The sequence below is a fragment of the Sporosarcina sp. G11-34 genome (assembly GCF_026931025.1).
The window spans coordinates 168,225-186,563 of the sequence record NZ_JAHNZW010000006.1; the positions used below are offsets into that span (position 1 = coordinate 168,225).

Sequence of the window (18,339 nt, forward strand, 5' to 3'; positions counted from 1 at the left end):
AGACGCAACCCCTTTCGTTCATCCCCCATCATAGCAGATTTTCACCTTTCCGTGAATGGATTGGTTATTAATTTTTGACTCCCCCCCATTTGTTTTTTAAATAATGCGCGTATCGCCTCTTCTGCGTCTGAAAACGGGAAAATACCTTCTGCGGTATGTTGAATTTTTTCATGACCTTTCCCTGCAATAAGAACAATATCGCCTGGCATGGCTCTAAATATCGCTTTCCGGATTGCACTTCTTCTATCCGGTTCGACTTCAACCGCGTTGCAGTTCTCCCCAAAACCTTCCACTATATCTGCGATAATAGATAATGGATCTTCGTTTCTTGGATTGTCTGATGTGACAATTACACTTGAGGAATAAAAGACAGCGAGTTCCCCCATTTCATTCCTCTTTCCTTTGTCTCGGTTCCCGCCGCAACCAAAGACCGTTATTAACCGACCTTTGCATACACTCGCCAACGCACGAAGTACCGCTTCAATTGCATCGGGTGTATGTGCAAAGTCAACATAAACAACAACTCCCTCTCTTTCTATACGTTGTAATCTCCCCGCAGGGAGCTTAAGCCGGGATAAATGCGGCAAAATATCATTCAACGCAAAACCTAAAACAAGAAGTGTGCTAATTGCGGCAGCCGCATTCATACGATTGAAATGCCCCGGCATGGAAAGTTGAAATGCCCCTTCGTCTTTTCCGTAACACACCAATGATTTACCTTGAGGGATACACACATCCGCTAAACGATTCTTTCCAAAAAACGTACAAGGACCCTTCGAAAACTTTGACATTTGAACACATACTTCATCATCCATATTGACAATAACTTGTTTTGCATCTTTCAAAAGGATCTTTTTGGCGTTTATATAATTTTCTTTTCCGGCGTGTTCATCGTAGTGATCCGAACCAATGTTCAATAAAATACCTACGTCAATTTCGCAATCCGCCAATCGGTTTGTCGAAAGACCTAGCGAGGACGCTTCGAGGACAATATGTGTCATTCCTTCTTCTTCACATTTTTTTAATAAAGGATGAAAATATTCCGCCGGCAACGTTGTCATTTCCGGTATATTAAATTCCATCTGAATCCCGTCTATAAAAACGCCAGTTGTGCCAATGACGGCGGCTCTTATACCCATACACTTTAATAATTGACCAATAAAATGAGTGACTGTCGTCTTGCCGTTCGTTCCAGTTACCGCTATGATAGTAAGCTTACCCGACGGATTGCCTGCAAATCGTGCACATGCATACGATAAAAAGCGCTGACAATTCAAAACTGTAATAATCGGAATCGATGTCGACAAACTACTTGGCAGTGGCCTATCAATGACAATCGCTATCGCACCTCTTTCGACAGCTTCGGCTATAAAAGATGCCCCATCGTCATTTTTCCCCCTTCTTGCTACAAAAACGAACCCGGGTTTGACGTTCCGTGAATCTTCCGTTATTCCACATACTTCCTGCCCAAAATTTTCCCCAATAATTGTACACGGCCAATCATTTAAAAGTTCCGGTAATAGCAGCACCACTCTCCCCTTCCCGAACATTTTTTGTACAAACGAATATATTGAGAGCGAACCTACTTTATCGTATGAGCAATGTCTAACGAATGTCACGAAGAAAGTTGGGAGCCGAAATGATTGTTCAAAAGTTTGGCGGGATTGCGATGAAAGATGAAACAATAAGAATGAAATGCATTGAGCATATAAACATTGGAATCGAACAACATAAGAAGGTCGTTATCGTTGTTTCTGCAATTGGTCGACTTGGCGATCCCTACGCCACGGACAGCCTTCTAGGCCTGAGTCCTGCACTATCTGCAGATCCTGCAGCAAAAGACCTTATTGCTTCATGTGGGGAGCTTATAGCCGCTTCAGTACTCTCAGCGGAGCTTAACAATTACGGAATCACTAATACCGTTCTTCATGGGACGCAAACGGGAATTTTAACTGATGGTGTTTTTGGTGATGCGGCCATTATTCAAATTGACCCTTCCAACATACTGAGTCATCTAAAAGAAACGGATTGTATCATCATTCCAGGGTTTCAAGGTATGGACATAAACGGAAATGTCACAACACTTGGTAGAGGGGGAAGTGATTTGACCGCAGTTTCTCTAGCCTCTGCATTATTCGCTTCACATGCGGAGTTTTTTAAAGATGTTCCAGGGGTTATGACTGCCGATCCACGTGAAGTGGCGAATAGCAAAAAAATTGATTCGCTGAAGATTAGTGAGTTCCTTTCTCTTCTAAACAGTGAACGACCTATTATTCAAAAACGGGCTGCGCTTCTTGCACAAAAAATGGCGATACCTCTTTACATACGAGGTATCGCCGGAAACGAAGACGGAACATGGGTTACACCTTAACATTTCTTTATTGTTGCTTTAGATCTTTCTTATTAAAATGAACGAGGTCCTGTGTATAATACTTGCCATAAGCACCTATTCCTACATGGGTAAAGTTCTTATCAAGTAAAACATTACGATGCGCTGGGGAATTAAGCCAACCATGGACTGCCTCGATTCCATCTACGTAATCCAAGGCGATATTTTCCCCCGCACCTCGATGTTCAATCATGGCCTCTTTTAAACGATCCGTTAAACTATTGGACTCCACTGAATCATAAGACGAATGACCTTCCAATACCTCATTCACACTATTTTGCCGAGCGACAACCGTAAGTCGATAGTCATTTTCGAGTCCCTCTACCCCATACTTTTTTCTGTACCCATTCGTTAGCTCAAATATCTGTCGTTCCGCCGCCCAGTCAACTTCCAATTGTTTTGTAGAAGATGGCACAGGTGGGGTTAACAAATCACCCATATACGTCATTCCATACGGTTGATGAAGGACAAGCGTTTCGGGATCCAAGAACCGTACAGCCACAAGTTTCCCCTCAACCCCATCGATGTATAATTGGGTGTACAAATCTTTATAAATAATTAATAGTCGGTTTTGTAAATCATCACTATTCAAGGAAAATGTATAGACGTTTTCATCAATCACAACGTCTATTTCCGAACCTACAATTGTAAAACGATAAATATCTTGAATATCCTGCCCAATCACAAAAGGTGCAACATCTGCCGTATTTTCTGCCGTGTAAACTTGATTGACTACTCCTTTATCCGTAACGCCTGCCATAAAGTGTAAATTACCTAAATAGACCCACCATTCGTAGCCATAAGCTGAAGGTTCTTTACGGGTTGGTTTTCCATATTTTTCAATCAATTTCTCCGCATGTTCTCCGACAAATGTCGACAATCCTTTTTCCGGCCGTTCTGTCTGTGAAATTGCCGCCCCTACACCTTTATCGGGTACTGGCACAGCCGCCCCTTGCTTAACTGGGGATTCCAATAACTTGTTTTCTTTTATACGGCTATCTGAACAATAAAAAAGTAATAGTACAACAATTAATAAAATAATAATTCTCCAAAATACTTTCATATTTCTCTCTACTTTCAAATGAATTTTATCAGTCCTTTTTTTCTATATAAATTCAACCTTAGTTTTGCTTAGCTATACTTTTTAGATGTAGCCATTCTTTTTAGCCTTATTCTACTGACACAATCTTGTCATTGCAACTATTGCTAAATTGCTCTATTATGGATAGGTATAGGGAAATAGCTGATTGATATATTGAAGGAGGATTCGTAACATGTATATTGAAAATACAGGTATCGAAAATATTATTGCCGACATATCCGTACTGGACGAAATTATGCTAAACAATGATCTTATTCGCGCTGGCCAATGGGACTATGAACGGGCAACATACGACAAGAAATACGTAATGAAAGAAGGGACTTTCTATTTACGCGTTTTCTGTTATACAAAAGAAGGTGACGTTGACAAGCGTGATGCAATTATGATTCTTAAAAAGCCTGTTCTCGGAAAACATTACTATCCACACGGCGTTGAATACGGCGAGGACGAGAACTTTCCAAAAAGCCTTGTAAAAGACTGTGAAGCAACTTTGAAAGCTGTAAATAGTGCATTAACACCTTATAACCTCAAAAAATAATAACGTAATTCATCCAAATCGGAGAACTTCATGTTCTTCGATTTTTTTAAAACTTATTTAAAACTGGCATTTTGGCTAGAATTAGGTAAATGCAAGTTTAAGGGGGATGACTAGTGACAAAATGGCTAACGAAACGCAACTTAATCATAGCACTTAGTATTGCGATCATCATAATAATTTTCATTTATATTATTCCTGTTTCATTACCCATTATTTTTGCTTTGCTTACGGCTCTACTAATCGATCCTCTCGTAAGACTAGCTGAGGATAAATTAAATTGGAAGCGTAATTTAGCGGTTATTTCCGTATTCATCTTTATAATCGGTCTTCTTTCTTCGCTTTTTTACTTTACTGTAACTCGATTAATTGGCAAAATCATCGATTTCACAAAAGCGGCGCCGGAATACTTCAATACACTCGCCGGATTGTGGATTGATGTGCAAGCCAAACTTTTCCAGTACACATCTGGTATGCCCTTAGAAGTTGTCAATGCAATTCAATCCGAATCCAAAGTCATCTTCGATTCCATGCGAACTTCCATATTACATCTGCTCAGTTATGAACGGATTGTATCCTTCGCAACCGATATACCAAACCTACTTGTTAGCTTAATCGTGTACATTATAGCACTTTTCTTATTCATGTTGGAATTGCCAAATCTTAAGAAGATGTTGTTTAGACATCTCACAAATGAAACAGCAGAAAAAGTACGTATTATGATTACAAGACTCAATGGAGTCCTTATCGGTTTTATGAAAGCCCAACTGCTCGTTAGCTTGATTATATTAGCTGTTACATTTGTCGGCCTAATGCTCATCGCACCAAAGTATGCAGTCATCATGTCACTTATTATTTGGATTATCGATATAGTCCCGATATTGGGTTCAATTATCATTTTGGCTCCTTGGGCACTGTACCACTTCATAAGTGGCGATATAGCCACTGGAACACAGTTATCGATACTAGCTATTGTACTACTTGTCATACGAAGAACTGTTGAACCAAAAGTGATGGGTTCCCAAATTGGGTTGTCCCCTCTTCCGACACTTATTGCGATGTTCATAGGACTAAAACTAATCGGCTTTCTCGGATTTTTTGTCGGGCCACTCGTTGTCATTCTATTCACAACGGCCCGTGAAGCCGGAATCATAAAATTAAATTTCAAAATATAAAAAGTGCTTCCACAAGTAAAATTGCGGAAGCACTTTTTTAAAATATATAAGTCGAATTAAAGATTCTAACCTGGGAAAGTTCATTGATGACACTTTACCGAGCCGTTGATTTCCGTTCCGAGCGGACGCTTTCCGCGGGCGGTCCGTGAGCCTCCTCGTCGCAAGCTCCTGCGGGGTCTCACCTGGACGCGCTTTTCCCGCTGGAGTCGTCGCTCTCCACTATAATCAACTAAGTGTCACATGCTTTATTTCAGCCTATATATAGGTTGAAATAAAGAATCCACTAAATCTGGTGTATTGAAATAAGGTATGCCTATTTAGACACCTATCCAGCGAAGGCGACTACTGGGGTAGCCGAAGCGATGAGACTAAAGAGGGATGCAGTTCAATTCCTCCCTAGCGCCGAGCGAGAGAGAGAAGGATTCTTTAGTTTAGTTTATATAGAATAAGTTTTCATAAAACAAAATAAAAAAGATGATTAAAATTGAGCCTAAACTCATTCTAATCATCTTTTCTATTTACTTATCCGTGCATCGTTAACTTTTGGCGTTTCAGTAAATCATTTTTTGTAATCTCATCTGCATTTTCTTGTTCGTGTCGGAACCAAGTCATGAAGATTTTGCCGAGTACGACTACGTAAATAATTTCTTGTATTGTTTTCATCAAAATTCCACCAAGTTGCTGATCATAGACAGGTGGCATATTCGTAAACAGCTCTGGACCAGAAATACCTAGCCCGGCAAGACCTGAAAGCGTACTCGCAGGCACACAAAGCGCCATCGCTTTCAGCCATGCTTCCCCGCTTGTGTATGTATCATACACGGGTACGTCCGCAAAAATAATAAGTGTACACGCTGGCGTGATCAAAATCGCACTTAAAATTATATAACCGATTTTTTTCAAACCGTGAAGCTGTGGTTGTCCTTCAAGCGTATTCACAATTGGCCACCAAAGACATAACGCAGCAAGGAATAACGTCACAGTAAACACAAAGTGAAGTACGATACTCAATTTCACCGCATCCAAAATCATAGGGTAGTGATAAAGTGAAAACATGACACTAAAGACAAGTAGACTAATTACGGGTTTTGTAAATAAACCAATAATCATATTTAACGCTTTTATATCAAAAACTTTTTTCCACATCCAATTAGGAATACCCATAATAAGAAAGGGTGCCACCACTAGAAGCAGTATAGCCATTTGCACCATATGAACGGAAAATAAAATGTGACCTAGCAAATCCACAGGCGAGCCTTTTATAATATATAAAAGAATCATTCCGCTTAAAAATAGGATGATTTGATTTTTAGTTACGGGTACCGAGCCTTCGAATCGATCACGCCAAACAACGGTTAAAAGAAAATACAATAAAACGAGACCAAGTACTATCAAGAAAAACCATGGACTCCATAAGGCACGAAATCCGAATATACTTAAAGGCATCATTGCCCTCACTCCTTCAATTATGTCTAATACTATTATAAAACGTACTTTAGTTTAACTCAATGGACGATGTATGACAATTGAAAAGAATAGGAAAAAGCCTGTGGAAAATGAAACATCCACAGGCTTTTCATATTGGTGATTACCACCATACAATAGTTACAAACGTCAGGACAACAAGAAAAGCAAGTAGCACACCAGTGTACATAAACATTGCCGGTGTATCATGTCCTTTTTCTTGCATATGCATGAAGTAGTACAATTGTAATCCAACTTGAACTCCAGCAAACAACAGAAGCGCAGGGATTACAAAAAATTTAGAGAACCCTATTACATCGGCATTATATGCCATAACCATTGTAAAAGAGACTAGCGTTAGGAAAATCATTAAAGAAAACATGACTATCTGACTACGCATCGACTTTTTTGCGCGTCTTCGACCAAGTTCAAACTCAGCAGGTGACTTTTTGTAAACTTCAACGTTCGCCATATTAACCAATCACTCCCATCAAGTAGACTACAGTGAAGATGAATACCCAAACGACATCAATAAAGTGCCAGTATAGTGAGAACGTGTAAAATTTCGGTGCGTTATACAAGTTCAATCCACGCTTTGAATTACGTAAAACTAGAAGTGTAATCCAAACAAGCCCAATTGCAACGTGGAAACCGTGAGCCCCTACAAGTGTAAAGAACGCAGAGCTGAATGCACTGTTATTAAATGTGAATCCAAGCTGAGCATAGTGAGAGAACTCATACACTTCGAGCATAAGAAAACCAAGACCAAGGAATGCAGTAATTACAAGCCAAAGTTGCATTTTCTTAAAGTTATAGTTTTTCATATGATACATCGCGAATACACTCGTTAATGAAGATGTTAAAAGCAGCATCGTCATAGCAAATACAAGCGGAAGTTCATATAGTTCTTGTGTAGAAAAACCAAAACCACTTGGACCTTTGTTTTTCAAAGCAAGATATGTCGCAAAAAGTGTTGCGAATAGAATCGTCTCTCCACCAAGGAAGAGCCAGAAACCAATAAATTTGTTTTTCGCTTCAAGCGTTGCTCTTTCAGGATTATCCGGCCACGTCTCAGGGGTGAATTTTTTATTCAAATCCATTAGTTATTTCCCCCTTTACGTTTCATATCTCTTAAAATTTCTTCTTTTGGTACATAATATCCTAAATCATCTTTCAATGAACGAACAGCCATTGCTACAAATACCCAAAGGATACCGAATATTAGTAATGGAAGACCCCATGCAGTTTCTGTGCGGAACATTGCACCAAAGCCTGCAATGAACATTCCGAAACTCATTAAGATCGGTATGATTGAACCATGTGGCATATGAATAGGTTGCACCGGTTCTGCTGGTGTCAAGCCTGATTTATTACCTTCCATTTTTTCAATCCACACCGTGTCAAGTCCGCGGACAAGTGGTGTTTGTGCAAAGTTGTAATAAACTGGTGGTGATTCAATCGCCCATTCGAGCGTACGTCCGTCACCCCAAGGATCATTAGCTACGCGTACATTTTTAACTGAAGTGATAACAATATTGTAAAGCAATACAATTACACCAATCGCCATTAGAAGCGCTCCCGCACTACTAATTACGTTCCCCAGGTGCCAACCTTGCCCGTCCATGTATGTAAAGACGCGACGTGGCATTCCCCAGAAACCTAACCAGTGTTGGATCAAGAACGTCATATGGAATCCAATTAAGAAGAACCAAAACGTTACTTTACCAAGTGTTTCATTCAACATTGTACCGAACATTTTCGGCCAATATAAATGTGTTCCTGCAAAAATACCTAACACAGTACCACCAACAATTACGTAGTGGAAGTGAGCAACAACAAAGTACGAGTCATGTAATTGGTAGTCAAGGGGTGCAGTACCTAACATAACACCCGTAACTCCACCCATAACAAACGTCGGGATGAAACCTAATGCATAAAGCATCGGTGTCGTTACTTTTATACTTCCGCCCCACATTGTAAGGAGCCAGTTAAATATCTTAACTCCAGTAGGAACGGCAATAGCCATTGTTGCTACTGAGAAGATTGCGTTTGCAGTTGGTCCAAGACCTACAGTAAACATATGGTGAGCCCAAACCATGAATCCTAGGAATCCAATAAGGACCGTAGCGAAAACCATCGCCGAGTACCCATATAAACGTTTACGTGAGAAAATCGAAAAGATTTCCGAGAAAATACCAAACGCTGGTAATATCAAAATATAAACTTCCGGGTGACCAAATATCCAGAAAATATGTTCCCAGATAATCGTGTTTCCACCCATCGTATGGTCGAAGAAGTTACCTCCGAACAACCGATCGAATGTTAAGAAGAATAATCCAACCGTAAGTGGCGGGAATGCGAAAAGAATCATCGCTGACGCAACAAATGTAGTCCACGTAAAGAGTGGCATACGCATATACGTCATTCCTGGTGCACGCATCGTAATTATCGTTACAAGGAAGTTAATCCCCCCGATTAGCGTACCCCCACCGGCAATTTGTAACCCTATTGCATAAAAATCGACACCGTGTCCTTCAGATGCAAGGGAAAGAGAAGCATATGAAGTCCATCCCGCATCAGGAACTTGACCAACTAGCCATGAAACGTTTAGGAATAGTCCCCCGAAGAAGAACATCCAAAAACCTAGTGAGTTTAGAAACGGAAACGCAACGTCACGAGCCCCGATTTGTAGGGGCATGACGACGTTCATAAACCCAATTAATATAGGCATAGCTGCAAGGAATATCATTGTTGTTCCGTGCATTGTAATTAGTTCGTTAAAAGTTCCGGCACTAACAAAATCACTATTCGGCTCTAAAAGCTGTATACGAATAAGAAGTGCCTCTATTCCACCTACGAGGAAGAAGAATCCCCCACCAAGGAGATAAAGGATTCCAATCTTCTTATGATCGACTGTTGTTAGCCAATCCCAGAGTGCCGAGCCAAAACTTCTTTTTTGAGCAACTGAACTCACTTTGTTACCTCCTTTTCAAATTCACGTTAACTTACTTTTCAACTGTTAGTCCCATTAAATAAGCAGCAATTGCATCCAATTCACCATCAGATAATTGCTCAAATGGTGGCATTTTGTTACCTGGTTTGTAATCCTGTGGACTTTTTATCCACTTTTTCAAATCTTCTTCTGTGTGATCCATGAAACCTGCAACTCGGTTACGGTCACCGAAAGCCGCCAAGTTCGGACCTTGTGCACCTGTTTCACCAACACCCGAAACTGCGTGACACCCGATACAACTTTGAGCAAACAATTGCTCACCTTGATCTGTAGATGCTGCATCTGCTATAACACCCTCGGTTGCTTGCATTGCAACAACCCAATCGTCAAACTCTGCACGTGGCATCGTTTTCACTTTGAAGTCCATAAGTGCATGTGACGGGCCACAAAGCTCAGCACATTTACCGTAAAACACGCCGTCCTTCAAGTCTTTTGAATCTTGTTCGAAGACTAAGTAGAACTTATTGACGTTCTCAACGTTATTATCTAGCTTACCTCCAACTGCTGGTATCCAAAATGAGTGCTTTACATCCGCAGCCATAAGGTTGAAGTATACTTTTTCATCCATTGGAACGACTAGTTCTTGTGCCGTAACAATACCAAGTTCTGGATATTCAAATTCCCACCAGTAAAGTTTTGCTGTTACGTCAACAACTAAGTTTTCTTTATTTCCATCTTCATCGACATGCTCCATTGCTGTCACGTCACCAAGTTTATATGTGAAGTAAACCGTTGGTACTGCAAGCAAAAGAACGAGCATAATTGGAATGACTGTCCAAACCAATTCCAATGTCTTACTTCCCTCAACTTGTTCAGGAATATGATCCTCACCCAATTTTGAACGTCGGAAACGAATGATGGCAGTTATGTAAATTATCATAACCGCTATAATTACGAATAACATAATTCCCGTAGTTAACATGAGCAATGTAAATTGGTCCTGACCTACTTGACCCGCCGGGAGAAGTGTAGATAACTCTTGTTGACCACATCCCGCAAGGAATACAGTTAGAACTGCTAGTAGAGAAAAGAGACGCCATTTCTTGAGTCCTTTCATCATCGCTTAATCATACCTCTCTTTCTGTAAATATTATTTTCTAGTCCCTAAGGACTGATGACCCCTCTATGTGAATTCCTATTCAAAGAAAGAATTCCGATTGTTAAACAAAAAGCGAGAAAATAATAATAGAGACAAATAGTATCGTCATATAATTGAGTGAATAGACAAACATAGATGTCGCCCATTTGATATCATCTTTCGCCTTGAAGCCCCTAAGCGCTAAATAAAGCCATCCAACATTTAGAATCGTAGCTAGCACAAGAAACCCTATACCAAGTTCTGTAAGAAGTAAAGGAAGTGGGAATAAAAAAATCACCCATGCCAACATCGACTTCTTTGTCCTTTCAAAACCCTTCACAACGGGCAACATTGGAATATTCGCGGCACGATATTCTTCTGTTCTACGCATTGCTAGTGCATAAAAATGTGGTGGTTGCCAGATGAACATAATAAGAAATAATGCCCATGCGCCTGCTCCAAGCATTGGTTCGAAAGCAGCCCAGCCTATTAAAGGTGGAATGGCTCCAGAAATACTTCCTACAATTGTATTTTCAACATGCCTGCGTTTAGACCACATAGAATAGAGTACTACATAGCTAAATATACCCGCAAGTCCCCATAGTGCTGCAGCAATCGATGCAGAAAGCAACAAGAGCTCACCTATAACGATAAAAGCGAGTGCGAGTGCCAACACAGCCGGTGCTGAAAATCGACCCGTTACTGTCGGTCTAGACTTTGTTCTCGTCATGACAGGATCAATATCACGATCAATTAAATTGTTAAGCGCCGCCGAGCCTGCGATGATTAACCCCGTTCCTCCTAGTACAAAAAATAGAAGATCAAGGTTTTGTAGAAATCCTTCGTTACTTAATTGTATTGCTAAAAATAGACCAGTGAATGCCGTAATCAGATTGGAATTGACAATCCCGATTTTAATAAGTGCTAAAAAATCTTTCAATAGCGACTTTGTTACGACGTTTGATTCAGCAGACGTTGATATTACGCGACCGTTTGACATATTACCCTCCCTTCAAAGTGATAAGTGAAGACCGCTCTACCTCACTATATCGAAATTCGAGCATAATTTCTATACATAAACAAAATTTACTCCGAATCCCCTCGTTTTTCGACACAGTTACAATAGCATCCTCTCTATAGTAAATCATTTAGAGATGTCATTTGTGAAGTATAAGGGTCTTTTTTATGAACAATTTGTGAAATACATGCTTCTTTACGTATTTCAAGCTGTTTGTCATTGTTTTTTCGCCTTTTATTCGTTATCATCAAAAAAGCAGGGACCTTTAATTGGTGGTCATCATTTAAAAAGTAGGTGTCTTTTTTGAAATACAATAAATACTTGAAATGGTTCGCCGTAGCGTCGACAATCGGCATGCTTCTCATTCTCCTTGGTGGAGCACTTGTCACAAAAACAGACAGTGGTATGGGGTGCGGTCGTCACTGGCCAGGTTGTAACGGCAAACTTATCCCAGACGAAATAACTGCTGAAGTACTTATTGAGTTTTCACATAGACTCGTAACGGGTTCAGTCGGTATACTTATTGTCATTTTAGCAGTTTGGTCATGGAAATCAATCGGACATATAAGAGAAACCAAATTCCTTTCCTTTATGGCAGTCTTCTTCCTTATACTACAGGCGTTAATTGGGGCAGCTCAAGTAATGTGGGGACAAGGCGACTTCATACTCGCCCTACATTTTGGTATCTCTCTCTTATCGTTTGCATCCGTCTTCCTTTTGACCTTGCTCATCTTTGAAATAGACAAAAAGTTCGATGCCGAAAAGGTACGCGTTGGCAAACGGTTAAGATGGCATACAATCGGTGTGACGGTTTACTCTTATGTCGTAGTCTATACGGGTGCTCTTGTGCGCCATACGGACTCAGGTCTTGTCTGTGCTGATTGGCCATTATGTCGCAATGGTAAATTCGAATTACCCCAAAACTTATACGAATGGGTTCAAATGGGTCATCGAACAGCGGCAGCAATCATTTTCATTTGGATTATTATCATTGCGGTCCACGCTATAAAACACTATAAAGATCAGCCGATTTTTTATTGGGGCTGGATTACCGCACTCATCCTTGTAACGGGCCAGGTACTTTCAGGTATGACAGTCGTTCTTACAAGCTTGAATCTTTATATCGCTTTGCTTCATTCATTGCTTATTTCATTACTTTTCGGTTTATTGACGTATATGGTCTTACTTGTTTCACGAAGTCAAAATTCAAAGAAATAGTAATTGGGCTGCCTTTATCTAGGCAGCTTTTTTAGTACTATTTTCTACGGTTCCCTTTTTTAAAAGCACCCAAACACGCATATTTAACGTGTTTGGGTGCTTTTTAGGTTTATCACTCTAATTCAATTAGTAAGTCGCCTGTTGAAATGGATTCCCCTTCAGATACGTATATCTCTTTTACGATACCGTCGAAAGGTGCTTGAATTGTTGTCTCCATCTTCATTGCTTCCGTAATAAGAAGGTGTTCGCCCCTTTTAACTTTCTTGCCTTTTGCAACGGCAACTTGTAAAATAGTTCCCGGCATTGTAGCTGGAATATGTGCTGGATTTGATGTATCTGCCTTTAGATTCCGCACTGTGTCCGATTCCACATTGATATCATCGATAACTACTTCCCGTGGCTGACCGTTCATTTCAAAATAAAGCACGCGAGTTGCATCGGATTGGGGTTCACCAATTGAAACAAGCTTTACAATTAGTGTTTTCCCTTTTTCAATTTCAACTTCAATTTCCTCTCCGAGACGCATTCCATATAAGAATTCAGGTGTCTTAATAACAGACACATCACCAAATTCTTTGTTTATGACTGCATATTCTTCAAACACTTTCGGATAAAGTGCATAAGATAGTACTTCCAAATCAGTACTTGGACGCCCCAACTTAGCGCTTAATTCCTTACCTAGTTTATCAAAATCTACATCTTCAAGAAGTTCACCTGGACGTACTGTAATTGCTTCTTTTCCTTTTAAGATTACTTCTTGAAGTTCCTTAGGGAATCCTCCGTAAGGTTGTCCAATATATCCTTCGAAAAATTCAATTACAGACTCTGGGAAATCAATAGACGTTCCACGAGTTAAAACTGATTTTTCATCCAGATCATTTTGAACCATAAACAATGCCATATCTCCTACTATTTTAGATGACGGTGTTACTTTTACTACGTCACCGAATAATAAGTTCACACGAGAGTACATATTTTTTACTTCTTCCCAACGGCCCCCGAGTCCAACGGCTTTCGCTTGTTGCTGTAAGTTTGAATATTGTCCGCCTGGCATTTCATGTACGTATACTTCAGAATGCGGACTGTTCATGCCACTTTCAAAGTTCTGGTAGTATTTCCGTACATCCTCCCAGTAATAGGACAAACTTTCAAGCGCTTCTACATTCGCTTGAACTTCCCTCTTGCCGCCCTTTAGCGCATAGTGGAGCGAGCTTGCTGACGGTTGTGATGTTAACCCCGCCATTGAGCTTAGCGCAGTGTCAACGATGTCCACGCCAGCTTCAATCGCTTTTGCATATGTGTATATGCCATTGCCGCTTGTATCGTGGGAATGAAGGTGAATTGGTAAATCAGTCGTATCTTTCAACTCAGATATTAGACGGTAAGCTGCTTCTGGTTTGAGTAAACCGGCCATATCTTTAATCGCAAGAATATGAGCGCCCGCAGATTCAAGCTCTTTTGCCATTTTTTTATAATACCCAATCGTATACTTATCTCTTGAATCATTCAAAATATCCCCTGTATAACAAATAGCAGCTTCTGCCACTTTTCCTGCCTCACGCGTTGCGTCAATTGCTACTTCCATTCCTTTAATCCAGTTTAAGCTATCGAAAATTCGGAAAACGTCGATTCCTGTATCTGCCGATTTTTTGATAAATTCACGGATAACATTGTCTGGATAGTTTGTATACCCGACCGCATTTGCCCCTCGGAAAAGCATTTGGAATAGAACGTTAGGAATTTGTTCGCGCAGTTTAACGAGTCGGTCCCATGGATCTTCTTTCAAGAACCTATATGACACGTCAAATGTTGCCCCGCCCCACATTTCGAAAGAGAAAAGATCTGGCATAAGCCTTGCAGATTCAGACGCAATTTCAGTAATATCAGCTGTCCGTAAACGCGTGGCAAGAAGCGATTGGTGTGCATCACGGAATGTTGTATCCGTCAGCAATACGTTGTCTTGTTCTTTAATCCACTTTACAAGACCTTCTGGGCCTTGTTCATCAAGAATTTGTTTCGTTCCTAGTGACGGTGGTGTCAACAAGTCAATCGATGGCTTCCTAACCGGATGAAACACAGGTTTTGACTTTGTTTCAATACCCGGAAATCCGTTAACTGTTACATTCCCAATATATTTCAGGATTTTCGTTCCTCTGTCCAAGCGCGCTGGAAATTGGAATAGATCCGGTGTGGAATCGATAAATCCAGTGTTATATTCACCCGTTAAAAAGTTTTCGTGTTTTACAACATTTTCAAGGAAAGGGATGTTCGTTTTAATGCCCCGGATTCTAAATTCTTGCAAGTTCCGGCTCATTTTTGAAGCTGCTTCACGGAATGTCATTCCCCACGTTGATACTTTTACAAGGAGCGAGTCATAGTGCGGGGTAATTACCGCACCCTGGAAACCGTTCCCTGCATCGAGACGGACTCCGAATCCACCACCCGAGCGATAAACCATTAACTTACCTGTATCAGGCATGAAATCATTTAGAGGATCCTCTGTTGTTACTCGTGACTGTATCGCATAACCAAACAATGGAATCTCCTCTTGCACGGGTAAACCAGCGTCTCCATCGTGAAGGTTTTTTCCATCCGCAATATGTATTTGCGAGTGTACAATATCGATACCCGTTATCATTTCAGTAATTGTATGCTCAACTTGAATACGTGGATTTACTTCTATGAAGTAAAATTGTCCGTCCGCAACAAGAAATTCAACCGTTCCCGCATTAATATAATTAATATTTTTCATTAACTTGACGGCTGCATCGCATATTTCTGTACTCAATTCTTTACCTAAAGAAATAGATGGTGCAATTTCTACGACTTTCTGATGTCTACGTTGAATTGAGCAGTCCCTTTCATATAGATGGACTACGTTCCCATGCATATCCCCTAGAATTTGCACCTCGATATGTTTCGGTTGATTGATGTATTTTTCAACATACATTTCATCCGATCCAAACGCAGATTTCGCTTCCGACTTGGCGCGCTCAAATGCTTGGGCGACTTCCTCTTCCGACTCAATAATTCGCATTCCGCGTCCACCGCCACCAAGAGATGCTTTTACAATGATGGGATATCCATTCGACTTGCCGAACATTGCGACTTCTTCGACCGAAGAAACTGGACCATCGCTTCCTGGAATAACTGGTAGTCCGGCTGCAATGGCTTGTTCACGAGCTTTTACTTTGTCACCAAACATATCCAGTTGTGTAGATGTTGGTCCTATAAAAATGATTCCTTCTTCTTCGAGACGGCGTGCAAATTCCGAGTTTTCAGCAAGGAAGCCATAACCTGGATGAATCGCATTTGCTCCTGAATCTTTCGCAATTGCGATAATCCCTTCGATATCCAAGTAGGCATCGATTGGTTTTTTTCCTTCTCCCACAAGATAAGATTCATCCGCTTTATAGCGATGGAATGATCCACTGTCCTCTGTTGAATAAATTCCGACTGTAGCAATATTTAATTCGGTACATGCACGAAAAATGCGGATAGCAATTTCCCCGCGGTTTGCAACAAGTATTTTATTGATTTTCTCCAACAAAAAACACTTCCTTCTCTACTTTTTACTTTCATATTTTACGAACATCGAGACGTTCATTAATATGCCTAAAGCTAACGATAGCAGAATTAGCGAAGTTCCGCCATAGCTAATAAAGGGCAAAGTCACACCTGTAAGAGGGATTAAGCCCGTCAGACCTCCAAGATTCACAAACGTCTGAATACCTATGACACTACCGATTCCCGCGGCTAGCATCCTTGCATGAGGATCTTTTGCTTTCAGGGCAATCGCTAGTGCACGCAAAACAATAAATCCAAGACCACCAATAACAACTAAAGCACCTAATAGTCCCAATTCCTCGGAGATAACGGCCATTATAACATCTGTATGTGGTTCAGGTAGATAACCCATTTTCTGAATTGAGTTCCCAAGTCCGCGACCGGATATCCCGCCAGAACCTATCGCTATATACCCATTGGCTATTTGATAACCCGAACCTGTTATGTAATCGAATGGATTTAAAAACGCTTCAAGTCTTCCTTTTCTACTTGCAGTCATAATTGTATTCCAATTAAAGTAGAAAAAAGTGGCCACTAAGAACAAGCCCAACGATATATAAGCACTCAACTTAAAAAACGTTTCTTTTTTAATGCCACTTGCGGCCAAAACTGAAAATGCGGCCATAATAATAATCAAAGAAGTACCAATATCCGTTTCCATCATGATAGAAAAAACAGCAAGGGTCAGTATTAAGATTGGCGGACCGATTGACTTATTCAAACTATCAATCGTTCCCGCGTTATATTTATTGGCAAAGACACCCGCAAAATAAATAACAATTACAATCTTCGCTATTTCGGATGGTTGTATACTTCCAAAACCGAGATCCATCCAACTCCGTGCACCGACCGCTTCACCGTAGCCAATTATATGAACAAGTCCCAAAAGAACAAGCGTGGAAACAACAGCAAACGCCATTAAACCTTTCCGCTTGTAATGTTTATAAGGAAAAAAGGCAGCGAATAGAAATAGCGGATAAGCAACTTTAAGATTTAAAATTTGTTCTTTATAAAAATAATCGGGTGCCCGCTTATACTCATTGACAGCCCACATCATACTTGCGCTATAAATCATAACAAGGCCAAATAAAGTTAACATTAGATACGCGAAAAAAAGTGGATAGTCAAAGTTTCGTAAAAATCGTTTACAATACGTCTTCATAGGTGAGAACCTCTTCTTCATTAAACAAAAAACTCAAACCATAAAATGAGTTTGAGTTTTCGGCTTATTTTTTCATATATATATCGTGCAAAACAGTCATTTCTTTCTCCAGTGAAGAAAGAATTTCGTTCCCTTTCACACGTTCGATTAAACCAAGCTTTACCGCAAAATCAATTTCACGAGCAAGACCAAACATCTGGGTGTCTAGCACTTCTTCATATAGCGGACACTGCGGCATCGTCAAATGATCCATCTGTACTTTAATCAATTGTGCAATCTTATCCGCATCAATTTGAAGTTGCTTCATCGCTTTTTCTTGATATGTTTCTTGTAGCCCTGTCTCCATGAGGACGCCCCCATCAATCATTTATTTCTTCTCATCGATTATTTATAAATTGTATCTTTTGAACCTAGAAATTGCAAGTCTTTCCCCTTTGAAAACAACTATCTATCTCGAAAGCTTTTCCCCATTGCTACAAAGCGTTATACTATAATCAAACGGTTTATTTATCTGAATTCAGATAAAGCCTCCGGCGGATGTCACAGATTTTGAATTGTGCCTGCACAATTCAAAATCCAGACACAATTACGCCGGGGCGTAATTGATAATTAGGAGGA

General features: G+C 40.3%; 15 protein-coding genes. 4 read left to right on the forward strand and 11 right to left on the reverse strand.

Features of this window, described 5'->3' with window-relative positions; all coding sequences use genetic code 11:
• Nucleotides 1–41 precede the first annotated feature (41 nt).
• Entirely contained in the window at nucleotides 42–1,529 is a 1,488-nt protein-coding gene (locus KSU66_RS10415; RefSeq protein ID WP_269051383.1) for a UDP-N-acetylmuramoyl-L-alanyl-D-glutamate--2,6-diaminopimelate ligase, read from the reverse strand.
• Nucleotides 1,530–1,612: 83 nt separating this feature from the next.
• On the opposite strand from KSU66_RS10415, the gene KSU66_RS10420 reads away from it, so the two are divergent.
• Complete coding sequence (locus tag KSU66_RS10420) at nucleotides 1,613–2,371, forward strand: amino acid kinase family protein (RefSeq protein ID WP_269051384.1); 759 nt, start codon at nucleotides 1,613–1,615, stop codon at nucleotides 2,369–2,371.
• A 7-nt stretch (nucleotides 2,372–2,378) separates the two neighbouring features.
• Here KSU66_RS10420 and KSU66_RS10425 read toward each other — a convergent pair whose 3' ends face one another.
• Nucleotides 2,379–3,452: a CAP domain-containing protein gene (locus tag KSU66_RS10425; protein ID WP_269051385.1), complete on the reverse strand. Its 1,074-nt coding sequence runs from the start codon at nucleotides 3,450–3,452 to the stop codon at nucleotides 2,379–2,381.
• Between the two features lie 211 nt (nucleotides 3,453–3,663).
• Between KSU66_RS10425 and KSU66_RS10430 the strand changes: the two genes are divergently transcribed.
• Entirely contained in the window at nucleotides 3,664–4,029 is a 366-nt protein-coding gene (locus KSU66_RS10430) for a YugN family protein (RefSeq protein ID WP_269051386.1), read from the forward strand.
• Nucleotides 4,030–4,142: 113 nt separating this feature from the next.
• On the forward strand, nucleotides 4,143–5,201 hold the full coding sequence (gene ytvI, locus KSU66_RS10435; RefSeq protein WP_269051387.1) for a sporulation integral membrane protein YtvI: 1,059 nt from the start codon (nucleotides 4,143–4,145) through the stop codon (nucleotides 5,199–5,201).
• Nucleotides 5,202–5,723: 522 nt separating this feature from the next.
• Here ytvI and ctaG read toward each other — a convergent pair.
• From ctaG to cyoE, 6 genes are all read right to left on the reverse strand, one after another.
• Nucleotides 5,724–6,647 (reverse strand): cytochrome c oxidase assembly factor CtaG, encoded by a 924-nt coding sequence (gene ctaG / locus KSU66_RS10440; protein ID WP_269051510.1) that lies wholly within the window; start codon nucleotides 6,645–6,647, stop codon nucleotides 5,724–5,726.
• A 142-nt stretch (nucleotides 6,648–6,789) separates the two neighbouring features.
• On the reverse strand, nucleotides 6,790–7,137 hold the full coding sequence (gene ctaF, locus KSU66_RS10445; RefSeq protein WP_269051388.1) for a cytochrome c oxidase subunit IVB: 348 nt from the start codon (nucleotides 7,135–7,137) through the stop codon (nucleotides 6,790–6,792).
• A 1-nt stretch (nucleotide 7,138) separates the two neighbouring features.
• Entirely contained in the window at nucleotides 7,139–7,765 is a 627-nt protein-coding gene (locus tag KSU66_RS10450) for a cytochrome (ubi)quinol oxidase subunit III (protein WP_269051389.1), read from the reverse strand.
• The gene (locus KSU66_RS10455) at nucleotides 7,765–9,639 is read right to left on the reverse strand and encodes a cytochrome c oxidase subunit I (protein WP_269051390.1); all 1,875 of its coding nucleotides are present in this window, start codon (nucleotides 9,637–9,639) and stop codon (nucleotides 7,765–7,767) included. The genes KSU66_RS10450 and KSU66_RS10455 overlap by 1 nt, the downstream gene beginning before the upstream one ends.
• A gap of 31 nt (nucleotides 9,640–9,670) precedes the next feature.
• Complete coding sequence (gene coxB / locus KSU66_RS10460; protein WP_269051391.1) at nucleotides 9,671–10,738, reverse strand: cytochrome c oxidase subunit II; 1,068 nt, start codon at nucleotides 10,736–10,738, stop codon at nucleotides 9,671–9,673.
• Between the two features lie 100 nt (nucleotides 10,739–10,838).
• The gene (cyoE, locus tag KSU66_RS10465; RefSeq protein WP_269051392.1) at nucleotides 10,839–11,756 is read right to left on the reverse strand and encodes a heme o synthase; all 918 of its coding nucleotides are present in this window, start codon (nucleotides 11,754–11,756) and stop codon (nucleotides 10,839–10,841) included.
• A 321-nt stretch (nucleotides 11,757–12,077) separates the two neighbouring features.
• On the opposite strand from cyoE, the gene KSU66_RS10470 reads away from it, so the two are divergent.
• Complete coding sequence (locus tag KSU66_RS10470) at nucleotides 12,078–12,992, forward strand: COX15/CtaA family protein (RefSeq protein WP_269051393.1); 915 nt, start codon at nucleotides 12,078–12,080, stop codon at nucleotides 12,990–12,992.
• A 112-nt stretch (nucleotides 12,993–13,104) separates the two neighbouring features.
• Here the strand turns inward: KSU66_RS10470 and pyc are convergent, their stop codons facing one another.
• From pyc to KSU66_RS10485, 3 genes are all read right to left on the reverse strand, one after another.
• Nucleotides 13,105–16,539: a pyruvate carboxylase gene (pyc, locus tag KSU66_RS10475; RefSeq protein WP_269051394.1), complete on the reverse strand. Its 3,435-nt coding sequence runs from the start codon at nucleotides 16,537–16,539 to the stop codon at nucleotides 13,105–13,107.
• Between the two features lie 18 nt (nucleotides 16,540–16,557).
• On the reverse strand, nucleotides 16,558–17,721 hold the full coding sequence (locus tag KSU66_RS10480; protein ID WP_269051395.1) for an FtsW/RodA/SpoVE family cell cycle protein: 1,164 nt from the start codon (nucleotides 17,719–17,721) through the stop codon (nucleotides 16,558–16,560).
• Between the two features lie 64 nt (nucleotides 17,722–17,785).
• Nucleotides 17,786–18,067, reverse strand: coding sequence for a YlaN family protein (locus tag KSU66_RS10485; protein ID WP_269051396.1), 282 nt, complete (start codon nucleotides 18,065–18,067; stop codon nucleotides 17,786–17,788).
• Nucleotides 18,068–18,339: the final 272 nt, after the last annotated feature.